Source organism: Agarilytica rhodophyticola, assembly GCF_002157225.2.
In the GTDB taxonomy this organism is placed as follows: Bacteria; Pseudomonadota; Gammaproteobacteria; order Pseudomonadales; family Cellvibrionaceae; genus Agarilytica; species Agarilytica rhodophyticola.
The window spans coordinates 3,580,356-3,600,096 of record NZ_CP020038.1 but is presented as its reverse complement, the minus strand read 5'-3'; the positions used below and the strand labels follow the sequence as shown (position 1 = coordinate 3,600,096).

The following is a 19,741-nucleotide window of genomic DNA, read 5'->3' as shown; positions in this document are numbered from 1 at the left end:
ATAGTTTAAGAATATAGCTCTTCATGTTTGTGCTCATCTGTTAAACCGTATTTTCGTCGTTTTATATAAAAATTATTACGGCTGAGCTTCATTCCCTGATAGACATCAGTGAGATTATAACTATCTCGAATTGCATTTCGCAAAATAAAACTTTCAATTCTTTCTAATGCATCATTTAATGGCATACTCAAACATATTGCACTAGTAACAATATCAATTATCTCATTATAAGGTTTGTCGATTTTAGCACTACTCTCTTTAGGTGCAAACATGCTCTTATAAGATGGAAAGAAATCGACATCTAAATTTCCGTCACATAGTGCAACCCATGCAGTTAGCACATGAAATAATTGGCGTATATTACCTTGCCAATAATAACTCTCACAAATACCTACTAAGCGTTTGTACTCTTGTTCATCAAGGTGTAAATTATTTTTAGAGAAAAATATATCAATTAACCTGGCAATATCTTCTTTACGATTTCGCAGAGGCTTAATTTCAATTTCAATGCCAAGCAAGCGCGATCGTAAATCAATCAAGAAGCGATTATTTTCGATTTCTTCATCTAAGTCTTTAGTAGTTGCACAAATTACCTGAAACTCTGAGTATAAAGTTTTTGTTCCACCCAACTTAGTGTAACTGCCATCATTCAGTACTCGTAACATTCGCTGCTGCGTTTCGAATGATAACGCTTGGATTTCATCTAAAAATAAAATTCCACCATTAGCTTTGCCAATTAAACCCTCCGTGGTTGTTCCAGCGCCAGAAAATGAACCTTTGACATGTCCAAACAACAGTGATGATGCTAGATTGTTGTCTATATTGGCGCAATTTATAGAAACAAAGGGTGTTCGACCAAAATTTATTTCACGACGTTTGTGTACTAGCTTTGCAAACTCTTCTTTTCCTGTGCCTGTTTCACCATATATCACACATGGAAGTTTAGGATTTTTTGCAATGATTGTCGCTTTTTGGTTATGTTCATCGCAAATAACTAAATTTTCTAAACCAACATCTTTGGATAAGCTATTAAGTTTCATATAGGCCTCATTATATAGAAAAAGAACTAAATCATTTGTGATAACGCAAGGAGTAGTTTGCTAAGATGGTGTTTTAAAAATAAGATATACGTGGCGACATAAATTGCTCGCCACTATTTAATTGCCGCTACTTAGTAATAGCAATTCATTTTAAAGCACTTATTTTGAAACTTCATAATTTCCCGCTTCAAATCCAAAAGCGATCATAAGTCGGTTCCAGCTATTTATCGCTGATATAGCTAAGGTGAGGTTGGCAATTTCTTTTTTTGAAAGGAATGATTCTAATTCTTTATAGTCTTCGCTAATACCTACATTACTATTATCTTTGACTTCCGTAATAGCTTCAGCCCAAGCTAGTATTGCTCGTTCTTGATCACTATAGTACGGTGCCTCCCGCCAGCATGTGAGAGAGTATAAACGTTGATGCTCCTCCCCTGCTGCTATAGCTTCCTTATAATGCATGTCGACACAATAAGCACAACCATTTATCTGAGATACACGCACGCGCATTAGCTCAAGTGTTTTAAAATCAATATCGGAAGACTTTAAATATTCTTCTGTTTGCATCATGGCATCAAAAACACCACTTGGAACTTCGGTATAACCAATTCGTTGCATCAAATTTCTCCACTATTTATTTTTAAAATTATATCTAATACTAACCGTTTTAAACAAAATTAAAATAGTCATAGAAGCAAAGTTATGTTGTCGACAATGCAAATTGTCGTAATGAAAAACATAGGCATTTATATTGTCTTTGCTTAAATTTTGTTCGCAAGAATAAAGCTTGTACGAGCCAATACGGAATAAGATATTAGCCGCGTAAATGATAGTACCCTCTGTCAATGTTTTTTATTAAAGTTTTTGTCACGTATATGATTAATAGTACACAGTATAAAAATGAGCATCGGCATATGATGAAAAGTCATTGTGATTTAAAAGTGTACGAATTATTTATCAATAATTGACGACAGCAGGGACTCGGATAATAAAGAAGTAAAACATGAGTTTTTTATATGGAAGAACAGCCTCATCCAAGCCTATCGAGAAAGAGGCCGTATTGTTTACATATTTTTATTCTTTCTATAGCTGTTATTTGTGTTTTTAGGGAAGTGGTTCGTTAATCCGAAATCAGTAATCGCAAAGATACAGAGAGCCTCTTCACCGATATTTTCGCTGTAGTGGCTCACCCATCTAGGAACGTATACAATGTCTCCTTTTTTAGCCTCGATTGATTTATCTCCAATATGAATATTTCCTTGGCCTGACACAATATAGAATATAGATTCATGGGCGTGACGATGCACCTCATTACGTGAGCCCACCGCAATTTCTAACAGTCTAGGATCCATTACTTCACATCCTAAATCAAACCTAGATACATGAAACTTTATCCCTTCATCTTGTTGATCACTACTATAAAGTTTGACGCCTTCAGCTTGTGTTAAAGAAGCGTGATGATTAAGTGTTGCTGGCAACTCAATATCTAACTTTGGCTGCTTTATACTTTTGACTAAACCACTTAACTTCATAGTATTTAAATCATTATAAATAGCGAGAAAATAGCTATCTCGTAAACTAAGTGCTTTATCAATAGCTTGCTCAATCTTGTCAGCATGGTACTCAAGTTTGGGTCCACACTGATCAAGTGCAATGTTTTCAATAATTTCCGCATGTTCATCATCACACTCCATATGAAGGCTGAGATACGTTAACTCTTCTTCTGGAACACCTAGATTTACTAAACCATCGAAGAAAATACTATACAGTCTCTCTACAATACCTTCGGTTCCCCAACCCATAAATGAAGCACTCGAAATTGCATCATTACTGATCAAATACTTCAGGCAATTATCAAAGTAATTCGTCGTATAATCGTTAAATTTTGTTTCATCAGGATTATCAATCCCGAATACCCTCGACAGCATTTTCCTAAGGAGATTTGAATGGCGGTTTTCTAGATCTTCCTCCCCTGCTTCTTCCCATAAATTGTGGGAAAGTTCAGCTCTATATTTATCATTATCACAACTTACCATGAGCGCCGACAGCAACCGAGTAAAACCTCTAGAATAATAAAAATGTTGAGATATTATAAAACCATAATCGCTAAGAGCTAGTTCGTTCTCCATACACGCAATTAATAACGGATTTTTCCATATTCTATGTTGTGAAACGAAATCAGCAAAGCGATCACCCACTCGGCTTTCTTGGACTTTAGTTGACTCAAGACTCATAAAATTTTCCTCAAAAAATACTAAAATCAATTAACACTATTGCTATAAAATAATAATTCTTTCAATTCGCCAAATATTTCAGACTGATGTTGATAACCATCAACGAGTATCGCAATCTCAGTTTCCTCAACATTTTTCTCTTCGACTAAACTAAATAAATCAACTGCCAAGGTCGACATAACATTTCGGTTATGAGCGATCTGCTTAACCAATGACTCGTCGTCATACTGTTTAGTCAAATTGTTCTGTAAACGTTGGGTAAAATTATCTATTCGATCAACTATAATACTATCCGATACACTTCTATCACTAATAGTTTTACTCCAGCGACGGAAAACCTGCTGCATGGTAGTGTGTAATTGAGACATTACAAATAAATCTTCACCTATTTTCTCAATAACATTGTCATTGGTAAAATGATCACTACAAAAAACTAAACCTACGCCCGACCATGCAGTTGTAGCATCCCATAAGACTTTACAAGACATAGCCAAATTATGTTTGAAAATTCCATATTGATTCTCGACGGTCGATAATAAAAGGTCGAACCCAGAAAAGAACATCTGCTCATAGTTTTTAGCGTTAGAACTGATGTCTTTTCCTTCAAAATCTTCAATTATCAATTTATTAATTAGGGTATTAGATATAGCGATAAAATCTGTTCCAGGTGAATAGAAAGGATCTGTAAACGTGCCGGCAATCCCTGTTAATGCCCAGCGGTCGGAAGAAAACACTTGCTTAGCGCTATAAGTAAATTTATCCATACGCTTAAAATCCATAACCTTTTCAGAAAAGCTCCTCAAATATCTGGAAAATTGAGGTTCTTGTTCATCCAACCAAGCGAAAGCCTTTGGTAGTGTATTCATACTATTCATACTGTGGTATTCGCAATCAGCCACAATACCAATGCTTGTGCAACCTCCTGACAAGGGAATAATCCAAATCCAATAGCCTTCTCCTAATAAGTGGTTTGTACATAATTTTCTTGCAATCTCAGGCACTTTCTCAAGCCAATCAGGATCATTAGACAGCGCGTTAATTTCAACTTCATCGTTGACTCTAAACCACACCGAAAAATGATTAGAATTTACGTTTTTTGTTAAATCAAGCTGCTTTTTAAGAATTTGCGCTTGTCCACTAGCATCAATCAGCCAACGAGACTTAACCTTCCTATCTTCTTGACCTTCTCGTCGTAAAGTAAATTCATGAAAACCACTTTGTTGGCCGATAGATATATCTGATATTTTTGCAGAATCAATAAACGAAACATTTTCTTCCAGGAGAAGGTTGCGCATATGATTTTCAAAATGACCACGGTCTATTTGGTAACTTTTTGATTCGGGTCTTTTTAAGTTTCCTATTTCGACACGTTTAGTGATATCTGTATTATTAACCGCCGGCAAGAAAAACCGCAGACCATATTTTGGTAATTGCTCTTTTTCAAGATAATTTTTTAAACCAAGCATATCCTTTAAGTAATGCCCAGCCATGTCAACTGTGGACTCCCCTACTTTAAATTTTGCTAATGGTAAAGGGTAGCTATTTGCTTCAACAACGAGAATTTTTCGATCTTCTTGATCCAAACGAATCTGGTGAGCTAGCGTGGAACCGGCCAAGCCTCCACCTACAATCGTGACATCATATTCAGATAATATATCAAGATTTTTCATTGATTCTCCACAAATGGTTGCCGTGAATCCTTATTATTTAGACTCACTATATTACGGTTTAATTTATTTAAATACTGTTTAACCTTATCATTAGAGGCATAAGGAAGTTTTAAATTTTCGCTTTTAATTACGGATAAAACGTTACTTTGGTCCAACAAAATTGGAGTAAAATAATCAAACCAAGGAGGAAAGTTGTTACTTGTGTCAGTAAACAATGACAAGCCATTTATAAAATTCAATTTTTTATCCAAGGTAATTTGATGGATATCGAGAAACCATTGTTTCTCTGTTTTGTTTTTTGATTTGGTAATATAAAGCGTATTAAGAAACTGACTCAGTGGAATAGGTTTTGGTGAAGACAGATTGTAAATATTAAGAGCGTTACTATTTTTTTTATCTTTACAAATAAATTTACAAGCCCAATCCACCGGCAAAATATCCAATACGAGGCCATCTATGCTATCGTTTGCTGGGTAATATTCAAGTTCGCTAAAAAGAGCCAACATGTTATGTACAATATCATCCACTCGTCCAATACCCGAATCTTCATCTACAGATAGTTCGCCAAGGCGATAAATCTGTACATTGATACCATATTGACTACTATATTTTTCAAGAATTTGTTCTCCTGACCATTTACATTGACCATAACCTGAACTTACAGCACTACCCTCTCTATGCAAATCTTCAGAAGGCCAAAATCCATCTTTCTTTCGATTGGCAGCAATGGAGGATATAAAATGAAACTCCTTAATTTTCGATAGATTCATTATATTAGTGAGATTACTCCACATAGCTAAATGATTTTGACGTAATGAGCTATAGCTATAAATATGATTAACTTCCGAGGCGCAATGAAATATCTCATTTATAGATTTGGCGAGACTCTCAAATTCGTCTTCCTGCAGACCTAAATTGGGGAAATCTAAATAGGCCGAAAAAACTTTAACTCTAGATGACTCACTAATCTCATCTAGGCCATATCTTGATAAGTTTTTTTTAAATCTACTCCTAGCGGATAAATCAGAGTTGGCCCGCACTGGACAATAAATAAAACAATCTCTTGTTTCTAATAAATGACGAAGGAGAAAGCACCCTAAGAATCCTGTGGCACCGGTTAATAATATGTGTTTTCCCGAAGGTATATGATCGTTAGCCGCAATCAAACTACAAATAGATTTAATATCGTCTTCTAGTAAACTAATAGTTTCTTGTTTTCTATTCGCGCTAAAACTGGCCTCTTTATGCTCTATAAAATCTACTATAGCTTCAATAGAATTTCTCTCAGCAAGGTCAGGAAGTTGCCAGTTTAATTTAAACTGTTTATTTATCTCTTTTAAAAAACTAGCCATTAAAAGAGAATTTATACCGAGATCAGTAATATTTTCTTTTATATTTTTATCTAATCGCAGTGGAAGTTCAGTTAAATCACAGATGATATCAAGTATTCTTTCTGATATTGAATCCGAAGTGTTAATACTTCTCTTTTTTAATAAAGCAATTAGTGACTGCTTATCGAGTTTACCATTTTTTAATAATGGGAACTTCTCAATATAATAAAAATATGTTGGGCAAAAATGCTCAGGCAAAGATTTGTTTACTAATTTTTTGAGCATCCGCCCTTCTTTACTAGGATCAGTATAAAAAGCAATGAGTTGTTTTTCTCCTCGTTTTGTTGTTTGTACCGATAAAGAGAGTTCCTCTAATCCTAGTATTTTTTTTAATAATGACTCTGTATTTTTCAAATCGACACGCATCCCTCGTATCTTAACTAGATTATCTCGTCTACCTAAAGGAATCACCACACCTGAAGGTTCGTAATAAACCACATCACCAGTATCCATAGTGTCATGATTTTTTCGATAAATAGGCTCTAAGTTACCCCTTTCATCGAGGTATCCCAGTGCCATCGTGGGACCGCCTACATGCAAAATACCTGGTTGAAAAGGGAGTACTGGTTGAGATTTTTCATTTAAGATAGATATCCGTGCCGCACTACTCGGTAAACCCAAAGGTAAACGTTGTGCGCGAGTGTGACTCAACTGATGGAAAAACAAACAATTCGCTTCGGTCGATCCAAAGTCATTATAAAACTTAGTATTTGGTAATCTTTCAATCAGACTATTTAGTACATCTACACTCATAGCTTCGCCGGCGATCGAACAAAGCTGCAAGTGCTGGCAGTATTCATCTATGTTTTCGTGGTTAACTAGTTGTTTTACGAGTGAAGGCACTAAAGACAACCTAGTAATACCATTGTCTCTAATTGCAGTAAGTAACAATGTAGAATCTGAAATCGTATCATCTGTTAAAACGATAGTTTTCACACCTTTGAGGAGTGCCCCCAAAAACTCCCAAATATGCGGGCCGAAGCCTATTGTAGTTCGCTGTGCAACCACATCATGAGTATTAAAAGGAACTGTATCCCACAACCAGTAAAAACGGCAAAGAAAGGAAAGTTGATTGTGAACAACAGCTTTTGCACGACCTGTGGATCCGGAGGTAAAAAGAACTGCAAAAGGTAGCAATAGATCTCTTTTTGTTCTATTAACATATCCCTCTCTTTTTGTGATATCTTTTATATTAGAGAAATAATTTTCGATAACAAGGCTTCTTTTGCCTTCAATAATAACTCGTTCATCCGATTGTGATTGTATAATAATAACGGGCTTAGTTAATTCCACAACATGTAGCAAGTGAGGCATAGGATATTTGTTATCCATCGGTACATAAACCGCGCCACAGTAAGCTATTGCTAACATTGCTATTAATGAATAACTGCTTCGGGGTAATAGAACGGCAACATGATCGCCTTCGCTAATATTCTTCTGCAGCTGAGATGCTAGATGCATGACACAATTATTTAGCTGCCTGTAACTTAGCTCACCGTTATCATCGATAATTGCTATCTTTTCTGGTGTTAATTCAACTTGATTAAGAAAAATATCTATAATTGATGTGGATATAGAGTTTTCCGGATCCGGGTAAACTTGCCGTTGTATAGCATCCGCATAATTCTGTCGCTGAGACTTATAAGTGTTTTCTATTTCAGAGAAAAAAAGATCTATTCCTTTTTTATTAAAGTGATGCTCAATATACTTGATAACTACTTTATTATCATCGAAGAATATATTAACAAACTGACCATCGATAGTGCTAACATCGCCTATTATTAATGGGTAACGACTATCTTTTGTATCATAATTTTCTATATCAAAACTTTTCACATCATAATTGCTTGCATTTTTTAGAGCAGTTTCGACAGCAGTGACCGTATCTTCAAGATAATTAGCTTCTTCTATGTCTATGTCTATAGCAAGAATTTCGTCTAATACATTAGTTGTTGATTTTAATAGTATATCAATTTTTCTTTGACCGCTAAATCTAGCAAGTTGTAAAGCTACTGAAGCGATTAGTCTAATATCACACGCTTTATCCACAGGAAAACTTAGTTGATTCCATTTTTTTTTGCTGTTTTTTTGTGTTGGCAAAGAAAAATATAGATCTTGCATACTCATTATTTACTTATCCGGAAAATTATTCAGATAAACTATTTTATTAAACTCTCTCTTTGATCCTCGTGGCAACGGAGCTTTACATCGCTTCCCTAGTGCTACAAAATTTGTCAGGATCACATGCTCTGGTTTATTCAAGAGTTTTCCAACCTCGTCAAATGAGAAACCTATCATAGGGCAAGTGTCATATCCCATACTTGCTGCGGAAACCATGATGCCTTGGGAAAACATAGCACTGTAAAACATTGCCTTATCCCTTAACAACTGACTATCAGCTTCCAGATCTAACTTTAGGCCGGATGCTAAAATTCTTAAATCAACACACATTGCAAGTAAAATACTTGCATCGGTATGTTGTGGTTGATCAAACCCAACATTGCGAATTTTTTTTCTTAGCTCAGTATTCTTCTCGATTCTACAAATACGAAAAGGAGTGCAATCATCTGGCGTAGGTATATTTAAGGCTGTTGTAATAATTGTTATTAGATCTTTTTCTGGAATGCTAAATGAAGGCTCAAAATATTTAATAGCTCTACGTGACTCTACAGCTTTATCTAGGCGTTTTTGTGTTATATTCATCATTGTATCACCAGCTATCATTTATTAGCATGTCATCTATATTCTTGGTTTCGAACTGAGTGTTTTTGCCCATGTTTTTATCTAATGCAAAGATATCGACAAGCACTTTATCTGTTGGCAAATTTATTTCTCTTCTAATTAAATCGTGATCTATATTTTGTATAAACATATGATTAAACCCTTGTTGCTCAGCTTTCCATAAAAAATTTGTTATACCCAAACCACAACTTCTAAAAACTTCATCCCTTTGTGTTGTAGGGTGCTCAGAGTAGACAATCGACGATTTTTTTCTTGCATTTTCTAATTGTTCTTGATCCAAATGTTTAGAACAATTGTCTACATCCCTCCAGGAATAAAGATCTCCACAAACTACTACTAGATATTTTGGCGTAAAATCATCAGGTGATAATTTTGTATCTTCTAATAAAAGCTTGATGGTGGTTTTATTTTCAATCAATACAAATAACCAATGTTGAAGGTTAAATGAAGAAGGTGCTAGTAGCGCGGCTTCAAATAGTGGGATAACATCCTCGGGAAACTCCACAGTCGATTGCATTTTTAATTCGCCTTAACAAAGTAGTTGAAATGTTGAAACCTATTGTCAGGTTCAAAACCTAATTTTTTGTATAACTTTAGCGCGGGAGAGTTTTTTAACTCAGTAGAAATTCTTATCATTCCGACATCAGTGGAGCGAGCCTCATCAATTATTTTTGTTAATAATTTTGACGCGACTCCTAATCCCCGAGCTCCTTCGTCAATATATAAATCATTAATCAGCCAAACTTCGCCTACATTTATAGATGATAATGTAGGGTATACTTGTATAAAACCAATAGGCTCTTTATCTATTAACGATATAAAAATAATTGAGTCATGTTTTAAAAGTCTCTCACGAATAAATTCTCTTGATACTTCCAGACCATCATTTTTTTTATAAAAGGCTCGATAGTCTTTAAACAGATGAGATAGCCTTTCTTCGTAATACGCAGATGCTTTTATTATCTCCATTATTTTTCACCATCTGCATTAACCATCACTGAAAAGTTCTCAATTACATTTCTCGCTACTCGTTTTTGAAAGCTAAGCGACCAATGCAACCCGTCCTCTATAAAAACCTCTTCCCTATCATCTGGCAAAATTTTCCTGAGATCTATTTTCGATTCGACACGAGACATAATTAGATCTGATATTTTCAATATATGTCTATCGTCCCAAATAGCTCCCATTCGGGTTAACAACCAGTCTTCTCTAATTCGCCTTTCATCCACACCAACAGGTGTCATCCAGATAAATTTCTTAGTTGCCACAGACTTACCAAGAGATTCTATAGCGTCAAAGTTATTAGACACCTCGTCAATACTAGTACAGTGCTTCTTCAATGACCCATGAATTCTTCCATCATTAGTACCAATTAAGCAAAATAAGTAATCAGGTTTAATTGATTCTAATCTACTTAATGTAGAAAACAGTTGCATGCTAGTGTCACCAGAAAGAGCTGTGTTATGCCACTGAAGCTGTAACTCTGGTCTTAATATTTGAAATGTTTTCTTTAATATTTCAAACCAAGATTGATAGTCGTCTGTTAGACTGTCACCGATAACAGCAATACTATCGCCTGTTTTAAGTTTAATTGTAGAAATTGCTTCTGAAACAATTGGTTCTTCTATTAGCTGTTTAGCACAATTTTCAACATTTTCTCTAAACTCACCTTTTATGTCTAAGTACTCTTGTTCACTCAAACCAAAAAAATTAGCGAGGGCGTTCACATTTTCACTTCCCGGTAAAAAATCTAATCGCTTTTCAGGATGAAAAAACCTAATAAGCCTAATGGATTCTTTTTTTTCTTCCATTTTTAACACCTATCTTGATTAAATTGTCATAGATAAATGCAAAGTGTATACCATGAGAATATTGCATTTGATAAATATGAATTTGCATCTATGCTGTAGTCATAGCCTATATATTCTAACTATCTAGGTATAGTTACTAGAGTTTAAACGTAAGAAAATATTTTTTTAGAAAGTTACATTTGGTGATGTTTCGAATCTAGTACATAAGGTTTTTTTTTTAAAACATTTTATAGATTTTTATATAAATTCTTGAGCACAGGAATAAATGCGCTCTAAAAATCAAACTAGCTTACCGAGATTGTATCTTACACCGCTACTAGCGATTTCTCGCAAGATATACCTGATGTTTTTCATACAACATGCCAATTAAACAACCAACCTAAGGCAATGGCATAGCTATTGCTCTTATCAAGTATTAAAACTACGCTAATTTAATTTTCGTTGAAATAATATTATGACTCCTAGAATGACCTATAAAGATATGCCAGCTGAAATATATGCCGGCCTATTAAAGCTTGAAAAAACAGTTTCAGATATTGGATTGGATAAACGTGTGTTACATCTGATTAAGATTTTGGCTTCGAATATAAATGGTTGTGCCTTTTGCTTAGATATGCATGCTAAAGAAGCCTTTAAGGACGGTATGGATGCCAAGGATATATATATGCTCCCTGTATGGCGCGAAGCACCTAATTATTCAAAAAAAGAAAAAGCCATTTTGCATTGGGTTGAGACGCTTACTTTGGTTTCAGAAAAACAAGTTCCTAATGCCATTTTTGAAGAAATGGCGTCGTATTTTGATAAATCTACTATAGGAAAAATTACCCTATCAGTATTAACAATTAATAGCTGGAATAGAATGATTTTAGCTATAGGTACCGTACCTGGAACCTATCAAGTTAAGGATTAAGCGATGAGAGAGGTTACAATAGCGAAATTTGGAGGGACAAGTGTTGGTTCATTATCAATGATTTTAAAGTGCGCAAATATCGTACAAAACAATACTTCTATTACTTGTGTGGTAGTTAGTGCACAATCCCAGATCACGGACTTTTTAGCAGACTTATGTGCTACTGATTTTAGTATAGAAAGGTTACATATATTAGACAAGATTCATAGAAGAATGAAAAAACTGTTGGAACCAATGTATGGTTTGACAATAGAGAAAGAGTGCCAACATATGCTCGATTCATGGATGGATGATTTGACTAAAATGTCAAATACGCAAAATCATATGCCAGAACATATTCACCATCTTATTCTAGCGATGGGAGAAAAGATATCATCACAATTAGTGTCTTCTATATTTCGCGCATGTGGTATTGAGAATCAAATAATTAATGCTCGTGATTTAATAAAGGTAAATGACTTAGGGTGTACGGGCATCGAACCTGATACTGAAAGCATAAAGCGTCACTGTCTTGAACTCTTTGCACAGCAACCACTAGGTAGTGTCGTTATTACGCAGGGATTCACGGCAGAGGATGCAACAAGCGGAAATGTTATCACAATGGGACGTGGAGGTAGTGATTTATCTGCAGCGTTGCTTGCTGAAGCTCTCAGTGCGAAAGAACTACAGTTATGGACAGATGTGGAAGGTATATTTACTGTTGATCCAAGAGAAATTAAAGAAGCAAAACCTCTTTCTGAAATAACCTTTGATATAGCTGCTAAAATGGCTCGCTTTGGAGCAAAAGTGGTTCATCCTGAAACCATTGCTCCAGTAATGCGATCCAATATACCTGTCTTAATAGGTGCGACCAATAACCCTAAAGGTAACTGCACTTGGATCAAAACCACAGCATCCAATAATAATATAGGCCCAGTATCTATAACACGAAGAAAGTCACAAACGCTCATAACTGCTAGGGTTCATACAAAAGCAGAAAAAATTGACCCTGAAATATTATTCTCTCGATTAGCAAAGAGTAAATTACACTCAGACTGGACAGCATATACAGATAATACACTGAGCATCCTAGTTGATACTCCCACCGTACAAGACAACGATGAGCTATTGGATAATATTAGTGAAAACTTAGCATCAATCGCAGAAGTTCATATAGAAGAAAATTTCCATCTTATATCCATTGTCGGCAATGGTTTTCTATCAGATGAAAATTTAAAAAATAGCATTTTGTCCTATCTCTCGGCCTACCCTATTAGATGCCTAATGTTAGGTAGTAGCGATCACTTGATAAACTGGTTAATTCCTGAAAGATATTCCAAGACTATTCTATCAGAAATACATCAACTAATATTCAAGGAGCAACTAGAGCTAGATATGGTGATATGAAGGTGTATTGAACATATATCATCTTCAAGCGTATCTATTTAGTACCGTCATCCTGCTTAATATCATCAAGTACATCTTGAATAAAAGGTTATATAGTTGTAGGAAAATTAACATGTGGTTAATTTAAAAAATATAGCACTCAACCAAACGACGGCAACATCACATGACAGAAACTAAAATAAAAAAGTTATCTTCATGTAATATAATTAAGACTTAAATGTACTAAAAATTTAACACCTTAAACTTTAATGAATGCATTTTCATTCAAGTTTAAGGTGTTAACGCTAATAGCTACTTATATGATCAAAGATTTTATACATTTATTTTATCCAAAATTAACAACACAACCAGAAGATAACAAACCACTGTAACAATGGCTTATATATTGCTAACATTTTTTATATTATTGTTATCAAACAAAAACTAATACTCATAGAATAATTAAGGCGGTAGAAATGTCAGAGGCAAACGAGGCTCTATTAGAAGAAAACGAAAAATTTGTGACGGAGAAAAATGTCAGCCGACGCAAAGCTGTCCAACTACAGAATATTGAGAAATCAGAGACTTCAAAGCGTGAGAATTTATCAGGGCCCGTTATTTGGTACGATACGGCAAATCTGGAAAAAAGCACACCTGATGACTCAGTTTTTAATCGTATAATAAACCTTAGTTATACTGGCATCATTGTGTATCCTAATAATATCGATGCTTTATTAAAAGCTATCCCTTCTCGGATGCTTGTTATACTTCGTTTAAAAACAGCCAATGAATTAAAGACGTTTAAGTCCGGAAAACTGTACGCTAAGTTTAAAGATGACAAAACCAAGAGAATGGTCGTTAGCTTTTCTGACATAGATGAACTAGTCAGCTTAAAGGAGGATGGCTTAAATGTATGTTATCACTGTTTCGTCGATGATAATGATAGCTTACATAGTTCTATCTATGATGGTATGAAAGCGGACTACCTCGCGATTCTATTTAAAGATCCAACGAACATTCCCCTGGAGTTGGTCATAGCATCATTACAAAAAACGCAGACAATTCTGATGAAACAAATCAGCACCCCTGAGGATGTGGATGATGCCATTGTAACCTTGGGCGTCATGGAATTCGGTGCAGAGGGAGTAATATTTTCCCCTAAAAATCATGACATAATAGATGAGTTTGTAGCACGTATCACCGTAATGGAAAACGAATCAATAAACCTTCAGGTCGGCACTGTCATTGGCACTCGGCCGGTAGGAATGGGGTATCGAGCTTGTATTGATACTGCTACTTTATTTGATCCAGATGAAGGTATGCTGGTGGGCTCAACATCGCAAGGGGGTATTCTTTGCTGTCCAGAAGTTTACTTTTTACCATATATGGAGCTACGCCCTTTCCGTGTTAATGCAGGTGCAGTTCATAGCTATGTGTATAACACCAAAGACCGAACAGATTATATGTCTGAGTTAAAAGCAGGCTCCAGTGTCATGCTTGTCAATTCGAAAGGTCGAGTAAGAACGGCGCCGGTGGGCCGAATAAAAACCGAGCAACGCCCCTTACGCTTAATTGAGGTACGTTTTCCAGGCGGTGAAGAAGTCAATGTTATTATGCAGGACGACTGGCATGTACGTATATTTTCTCACGATGCTAAGCCGCTCAATATTTCTGAGTTAAAAGCTGGCGACAAAGTGCTTGGTTATGTTACAGAAACAGGACGTCATGTAGGTATTAAAATCGACGAAAATATTATGGAAAAGTAATTTAATGTTTAAGCGGGAGTATGGTAATGAGTTATATAGGCCGAAAATTACGTCAAAGACGACTACTATTCTCTAATGAAAGCTTTGGTATTATAGTACCGATAGATCATGGCTTAACTGCAGGGCCACTGACGGGAATAAGTTCTGCTAATGAGATTGCTCAGTGGATTGGCAATCCAAATATTAGCAGCATTATTACCCACCGTGGAATGCTCGAACAGTTAATCATGAAAAATGCCATTCTTAAAAGTACCGGTGTTATTGTTCATTTAAATGGGATGTCTAATCTCAATGAAGAAAATGATACCAAGTATATGGTAACTCAAGTAGATACAGCAGCAAGCTTAGGAGCCGACGCTGTCTCTGTTCAAGTTAACTTTACTGAAAATAATTATGCGCACAATCTCACTTTACTTAGTGCAGTAACTGAGCAGGCACATAACGCGGGTCTTCCTGTACTGGCAATGCTCTACGATAAAGTGATGGTAGAAAATGAAGAACTAGCGATTAATAGAATGCAGATTATTATGCGTCTAGCAATTGAATTAGGTTGTGACGCTATAAAAATTAGTTTTCCCAAAAGCATTTCTTTTATTTCTAATTTATTGAGCGACGTGAGCGATAGTACTCAAGTATTTTTTGCAGGTGGAGAATTAACGGATGAAGATACTTTTTTAAAAAACACCTCAGTGGCAGTTGCTCATGGTGCATCAGGCCTTTGTGCTGGACGAAATATCTTTCAACATCAGCATAAAGAGTTAATGTTGGAAAGAATTCGTTTATGTATGATAAATGATGAAAGAAGAAACTATGATGTTTTACTTTCAGAAAAAAGCTCTGCTTATAAAAGTAAGCCACACGCAGTAAAGACCGCAACGCACTCCAAGGAGACAATATGAGCAGATTGCCCGCAAATAAAATCTCTTTACTAGCGCTAGATGAAGACCTCGGTGCAGGGAATTTTTTACATCAGGCGCTTGCAAGCAATCCACAAAAAGATTCAGACTATATGTTTTTACAAGAGCCTGTTATGGGTTTTCATGGAAAACCATATAAGAGCTTTTCATTACAGTCCATGGCTGATCTCGCAAGAGAGTGGTCTGCGTTTTATCATAGTATGGGAGTAGAGCCAAAAGATGTTGTAGGTATTTTCCTAGATGATACCGTGGATTACTTTATTCAGTATGTTGCTATTACAAGTATTGGTGCAGTTCCAGCACTTATAAACTCTAAGCTATCTTGTGATATTGCCGGGCGATACTTGGATCGTATTGAAGCAAAACTTGTCTTAGCAACCACTGAACGCTTGGAGAAAATAAAAGAAGTATTTTCCATTATTGGCTTCAAGCCGAAGGCGTATGATATTGCCGAGGTGTTACAAGACGAGCCGATGAGTCAACTACCTGAGGTGTTTCCCTACTGCCATCATGCTAAGGATCCGGTATTACTCACCCATACCTCAGGCACTACAGGCATCCCCAAAGCAGTAATTGCAGCGCACCAAGCTTACCTTCATGGTGTTAAGTTCCGTCTTGCAAACCCAATACCTCATATCGAACGTTATCTTAGTGCCCTTCCCCATTCGCATAACTCGGGTATTGCATATTTGATGGAAGCAACAATTAGAGGTTGTCCTGTGCAAATACAAAGTGATAAGTCTCCGGCGAGTATGGCTCAGTCAATTAATGAATTTCAAGCTGATTTTGTCGTAGCCTTCCCCAAAATATTTGTAGAAATGGTACGTGAAGAAGTCGATCCTTCGTTATTAAACTCTGTTTTTTATTGGCGCAGTACCGGTGATGCCGCTCATGAACGTCATGTCAAGGAGATTACCCGTTGGGGAAGTCATGAGGAAGATGGCGTCATTAAAAAAGGCTCAACTTATATCGATGGTTTAGGTTCATCTGAAATGGGGTCATCCTTGTTTACAGTGTTTCATGACAGTAAGAAGAGAAATTATGACCGCTGCGTAGGTAAGCCTCAAGGGTGGGTCGATGCTGCTGTATTGGACACTTATGGCAATGTGCTTGGCGCTAACACCGTTGGACGCTTAGGTATAAAATCACCATCGTTAACGCCAGGTTACTGGAATAACACAAATATTACGGAAAAATTCACATGTCAGGGTTATTGGATTACAGGTGATTTAGTATATCGAGACACACAAGGGTTTTTTTATCACATTGATAGAATTACCGATGCAATACAAACAACGGAAGGAAACATATATAGCTTACTTACCGAGGAGCTAATTATGAAGAGGTTTGATAGCATCTTTGATTGCACCGTATATCAAGATAATAAACAAGATGGAAAAGTATGCGCTTCAATCCGTGTCGATCTTGTCGCCAAGCAACATGATGAAGAACAATTAAAAAGCATGTTGCAGGATATCAATATTTGGCTGAAAGATAACGGTAAACCTCAATTGCATGCAATTTCAGTAACCAAACCCCAAACAAGTTATGCGCCTGAAGGGATAACAGGTAAAGTGCTAAAAAGAGAACTACGGATCGATGATGAAGCCGATCTAAAAGTTTCCCACATTTAACCGCTGTTAAAATATTTTAATTCATATAGACACAACGGAGGCGACAAGGACGTGTGCTTCTTCTAGTCTGAATCAATTTAGATATTGTTACCTTTCATTCCTCCAACTATCAATGGCATTCGTAACTTTCAATGGACCGACACTATCTAGATAGTGTCAATGACTCTTATCATTCAATTTTCAAGTGTGAACCAACTATTCTTGAAAACTTTGTAACTCCCCGCTTGAGCTTTATGCCGCCACTTAAAAGTCTCTACCTATTTATATTTAAAGTACATTACAAATTTTAACAAAAAATTAAAAACCATTTATTCCACAACAAAAAAAGACAATTAAAATGACAAACCATAAAAAAATCTAATTTAAAAACTATTAAAACGATTGGAGGACACTTATGAAATTTACTTTTGACGACTTTTTTAAAGTGTTTTAACAGACACAAAAAATACGTCACTTGACTTCAAAAAATAAAAAACCTTAAATCCCTCCTTATAAAAAAGAGAAGTTGAACAAAATAGAAAAAGAGAAAGGTTTTTAATTTTTCTAATTTAAAAATACAGTTTATTAATTTTAAAAACAAAAAATTTACACAGCAACTTATCAGCCACCACTGAATACACTATAAAATAAAATAATATAAATACAAATATAGATAAGAAAAAAGAAATATTTTACTTAACCAAATAATAATTCTTTTTCAATCGGATGAAATGCAATAGCAATATCTGGACGCGACACTAATACAAGCATCAAAAACACTACTTTAAATATGCAAAAAGGTTTGATAACACATGAAAAAACTAACAAAACTTGCATTTATGGCTGTATCCATAGCGGGTTCAGCTTCAGTATTTGCACAAGATCAATGTAATACTACTGCTGAATGTCGAGCAACTTATGGCGACAGAGCAACAGATTGTAGAGACAGCCAAAGTTCACAAAGTGTCTGCATGTGTTCTTCAGAACGCTGTGATGCCAGTTCTGGTGGAAATGGCGTTTTAATTCCAGGCGTTATTCAGGCCGAAGATTATTCAAATTTTTTCGATACCACACCCGGAAACACTGGTGGTCAACATCGCACAGATGATGTTGATATTCAGGTAACCACAGATGCCAATGGCGGCTTTAACGTAGGTTGGATCGCCGGTAATGAATGGTTAGAATTTCCAATTAATGTTTCAGATGCTGGCCGTTATAAAGCTGAAGCACGAGTTGCATCAGCGCCAGGTAACGGTATGTTTACGATTGAAGTAAACGGTGTATCACGCAGCACATTTACGGTAAATAGTACCGGAGGTTGGCAATCTTGGAACACGATAACTGAAACTATCGGTCAACTAAACCGCGGCCAAAATACGCTTCGAGTGCAGGTACAAGCGGGTAATTTCAACTTAAATTGGATTCGCGTAAGTAAAGAAGGCTCGGCGCCTTCCGGGATGCTGGGACGTTTTGATATCGCTAAAGATATGTTATTAGCTAATTTTGATGGCAAACCCGACGCCGATGATATTCATTCAGTTGCTGGTCTAGGTACAATGCTGTTAGATCCACGTTTTAATAATGTCAAAGTACATGCTGTTGCGGGTGCGTATGGTAAGCAAGGTGGGCAATTCATCCCGGCAGGACGTTTGTTTAATATGGCCTTTGGCAGTAGTCGATGGTCGGATGCTCATAACAATTACAATAATGCATTAAATCAAACGGCAGCAAAAGTTATTGATACACTTAGAAATGGTGGCGATGTGTGGGTACAAGAAGCTGGGCAATCTGATTTTACAGCGGATATTGTACGCCGAGTCAAACAACAATTACCGAATGTTAATACAAGAACACGTATTCATGTTGTACAACATAGCCAGTGGAATGAGGATCAAACAAGAACGGCCGCATTGAATTACGTTAAACAAAATACGCAATACAATAAAATCGACGATGGTAATGGCGGAGGCAATTCAACACCAGGCTTTCACACCCATAATGGTTCACAGTGGAACCGCGCCGTGTCAGATCCGGAGGCTGGTGCGCTGTGGCGCGAGGCGAGAAAAGTTGCGAATGATAGTTTGGGTAAAACTGGCTACGATAATCCAGCAATTAAGGCCGGCGGCTTTGATTTTTCTGATGTAGTAGAAGATACTTGGATTTTCGGTTTTAACGGAATCCGCAACGGCATTAACGGCTTTTTCGACGAGTTTTTATAAACGCTGTTATAAAGATACAACCGGTTTAAAATAAAAAATCCTCGGTAGAATAACTAACGGGGA

General features: G+C 36.2%; 15 protein-coding genes. 6 read left to right on the top strand and 9 right to left on the bottom strand.

Annotated features, from left to right (window positions below):
- Positions 1 to 5: 5 nt before the first annotated feature.
- From BVC89_RS15040 to BVC89_RS15000, 9 genes are all read right to left on the bottom strand, one after another.
- Positions 6 to 1,040, bottom strand: coding sequence for a sigma 54-interacting transcriptional regulator (locus BVC89_RS15040; RefSeq protein ID WP_086931980.1), 1,035 nt, complete (start codon positions 1,038 to 1,040; stop codon positions 6 to 8).
- Between the two features lie 159 nt (positions 1,041 to 1,199).
- Complete coding sequence (locus tag BVC89_RS15035; protein WP_086931979.1) at positions 1,200 to 1,658, bottom strand: carboxymuconolactone decarboxylase family protein; 459 nt, start codon at positions 1,656 to 1,658, stop codon at positions 1,200 to 1,202.
- A gap of 446 nt (positions 1,659 to 2,104) precedes the next feature.
- On the bottom strand, positions 2,105 to 3,274 hold the full coding sequence (locus BVC89_RS15030; RefSeq protein WP_086931978.1) for an iron-containing redox enzyme family protein: 1,170 nt from the start codon (positions 3,272 to 3,274) through the stop codon (positions 2,105 to 2,107).
- Between the two features lie 26 nt (positions 3,275 to 3,300).
- Positions 3,301 to 4,944 carry an NAD(P)/FAD-dependent oxidoreductase gene (locus BVC89_RS15025; RefSeq protein WP_086931977.1) on the bottom strand — a complete coding sequence of 548 codons (1,644 nt, stop codon included), beginning with the start codon at positions 4,942 to 4,944 and terminating at the stop codon, positions 3,301 to 3,303.
- Positions 4,941 to 8,462 carry an AMP-binding protein gene (locus BVC89_RS15020; RefSeq protein ID WP_086931976.1) on the bottom strand — a complete coding sequence of 1,174 codons (3,522 nt, stop codon included), beginning with the start codon at positions 8,460 to 8,462 and terminating at the stop codon, positions 4,941 to 4,943. The genes BVC89_RS15025 and BVC89_RS15020 overlap by 4 nt, the downstream gene beginning before the upstream one ends.
- 3 nt (positions 8,463 to 8,465) lie before the next feature.
- Positions 8,466 to 9,041: a nitroreductase family protein gene (locus tag BVC89_RS15015; RefSeq protein WP_158657965.1), complete on the bottom strand. Its 576-nt coding sequence runs from the start codon at positions 9,039 to 9,041 to the stop codon at positions 8,466 to 8,468.
- Positions 9,042 to 9,045: 4 nt separating this feature from the next.
- Positions 9,046 to 9,594, bottom strand: coding sequence for a nitroreductase family protein (locus BVC89_RS15010; RefSeq protein WP_086931974.1), 549 nt, complete (start codon positions 9,592 to 9,594; stop codon positions 9,046 to 9,048).
- Between the two features lie 2 nt (positions 9,595 to 9,596).
- On the bottom strand, positions 9,597 to 10,046 hold the full coding sequence (locus BVC89_RS15005) for a GNAT family N-acetyltransferase (RefSeq protein ID WP_086931973.1): 450 nt from the start codon (positions 10,044 to 10,046) through the stop codon (positions 9,597 to 9,599).
- Positions 10,046 to 10,888: an SGNH/GDSL hydrolase family protein gene (locus BVC89_RS15000; RefSeq protein WP_086931972.1), complete on the bottom strand. Its 843-nt coding sequence runs from the start codon at positions 10,886 to 10,888 to the stop codon at positions 10,046 to 10,048. Before BVC89_RS15000 ends, BVC89_RS15005 begins: the two co-directional genes overlap by 1 nt.
- Positions 10,889 to 11,342: 454 nt before the next feature.
- On the opposite strand from BVC89_RS15000, the gene BVC89_RS14995 reads away from it, so the two are divergent.
- The 6 genes from BVC89_RS14995 to BVC89_RS14970 all read left to right on the top strand — a co-directional run bounded on the left by BVC89_RS14995 (position 11,343) and on the right by BVC89_RS14970 (position 19,678).
- On the top strand, positions 11,343 to 11,798 hold the full coding sequence (locus BVC89_RS14995) for a carboxymuconolactone decarboxylase family protein (protein ID WP_086931971.1): 456 nt from the start codon (positions 11,343 to 11,345) through the stop codon (positions 11,796 to 11,798).
- 3 nt (positions 11,799 to 11,801) lie between these two features.
- On the top strand, positions 11,802 to 13,184 hold the full coding sequence (locus BVC89_RS14990; protein ID WP_086931970.1) for an aspartate kinase: 1,383 nt from the start codon (positions 11,802 to 11,804) through the stop codon (positions 13,182 to 13,184).
- Positions 13,185 to 13,639: 455 nt separating this feature from the next.
- Positions 13,640 to 14,929 (top strand): 3-dehydroquinate synthase II domain-containing protein, encoded by a 1,290-nt coding sequence (locus tag BVC89_RS14985; RefSeq protein ID WP_086931969.1) that lies wholly within the window; start codon positions 13,640 to 13,642, stop codon positions 14,927 to 14,929.
- A 26-nt stretch (positions 14,930 to 14,955) separates the two neighbouring features.
- Positions 14,956 to 15,828 carry a class I fructose-bisphosphate aldolase gene (locus BVC89_RS14980; RefSeq protein ID WP_158657964.1) on the top strand — a complete coding sequence of 291 codons (873 nt, stop codon included), beginning with the start codon at positions 14,956 to 14,958 and terminating at the stop codon, positions 15,826 to 15,828.
- Complete coding sequence (locus BVC89_RS14975) at positions 15,825 to 17,480, top strand: class I adenylate-forming enzyme family protein (RefSeq protein ID WP_086931967.1); 1,656 nt, start codon at positions 15,825 to 15,827, stop codon at positions 17,478 to 17,480. Before BVC89_RS14980 ends, BVC89_RS14975 begins: the two co-directional genes overlap by 4 nt.
- 791 nt (positions 17,481 to 18,271) lie before the next feature.
- The gene (locus tag BVC89_RS14970) at positions 18,272 to 19,678 is read left to right on the top strand and encodes a carbohydrate-binding protein (RefSeq protein WP_086931966.1); all 1,407 of its coding nucleotides are present in this window, start codon (positions 18,272 to 18,274) and stop codon (positions 19,676 to 19,678) included.
- The last annotated feature ends 63 nt before the right edge of the window (positions 19,679 to 19,741 follow it).

What these genes read in the sequence shown, in the direction of transcription:
- BVC89_RS15040 (WP_086931980.1), bottom strand. Translation starts at nt 1,040, where the DNA reads ATGAAACTTAATAGCTTATCCAAAGATGTTGGTTTAGAAAATTTAGTT.
- BVC89_RS15035 (WP_086931979.1), bottom strand. Translation starts at nt 1,658, where the DNA reads ATGCAACGAATTGGTTATACCGAAGTTCCAAGTGGTGTTTTTGATGCC.
- BVC89_RS15030 (WP_086931978.1), bottom strand. Translation starts at nt 3,274, where the DNA reads ATGAGTCTTGAGTCAACTAAAGTCCAAGAAAGCCGAGTGGGTGATCGC.
- BVC89_RS15025 (WP_086931977.1), bottom strand. Translation starts at nt 4,944, where the DNA reads ATGAAAAATCTTGATATATTATCTGAATATGATGTCACGATTGTAGGT.
- BVC89_RS15020 (WP_086931976.1), bottom strand. Translation starts at nt 8,462, where the DNA reads ATGAGTATGCAAGATCTATATTTTTCTTTGCCAACACAAAAAAACAGC.
- BVC89_RS15015 (WP_158657965.1), bottom strand. Translation starts at nt 9,041, where the DNA reads ATGATGAATATAACACAAAAACGCCTAGATAAAGCTGTAGAGTCACGT.
- BVC89_RS15010 (WP_086931974.1), bottom strand. Translation starts at nt 9,594, where the DNA reads ATGCAATCGACTGTGGAGTTTCCCGAGGATGTTATCCCACTATTTGAA.
- BVC89_RS15005 (WP_086931973.1), bottom strand. Translation starts at nt 10,046, where the DNA reads ATGGAGATAATAAAAGCATCTGCGTATTACGAAGAAAGGCTATCTCAT.
- BVC89_RS15000 (WP_086931972.1), bottom strand. Translation starts at nt 10,888, where the DNA reads ATGGAAGAAAAAAAAGAATCCATTAGGCTTATTAGGTTTTTTCATCCT.
- BVC89_RS14995 (WP_086931971.1), top strand. Translation starts at nt 11,343, where the DNA reads ATGACTCCTAGAATGACCTATAAAGATATGCCAGCTGAAATATATGCC.
- BVC89_RS14990 (WP_086931970.1), top strand. Translation starts at nt 11,802, where the DNA reads ATGAGAGAGGTTACAATAGCGAAATTTGGAGGGACAAGTGTTGGTTCA.
- BVC89_RS14985 (WP_086931969.1), top strand. Translation starts at nt 13,640, where the DNA reads ATGTCAGAGGCAAACGAGGCTCTATTAGAAGAAAACGAAAAATTTGTG.
- BVC89_RS14980 (WP_158657964.1), top strand. Translation starts at nt 14,956, where the DNA reads ATGAGTTATATAGGCCGAAAATTACGTCAAAGACGACTACTATTCTCT.
- BVC89_RS14975 (WP_086931967.1), top strand. Translation starts at nt 15,825, where the DNA reads ATGAGCAGATTGCCCGCAAATAAAATCTCTTTACTAGCGCTAGATGAA.
- BVC89_RS14970 (WP_086931966.1), top strand. Translation starts at nt 18,272, where the DNA reads ATGAAAAAACTAACAAAACTTGCATTTATGGCTGTATCCATAGCGGGT.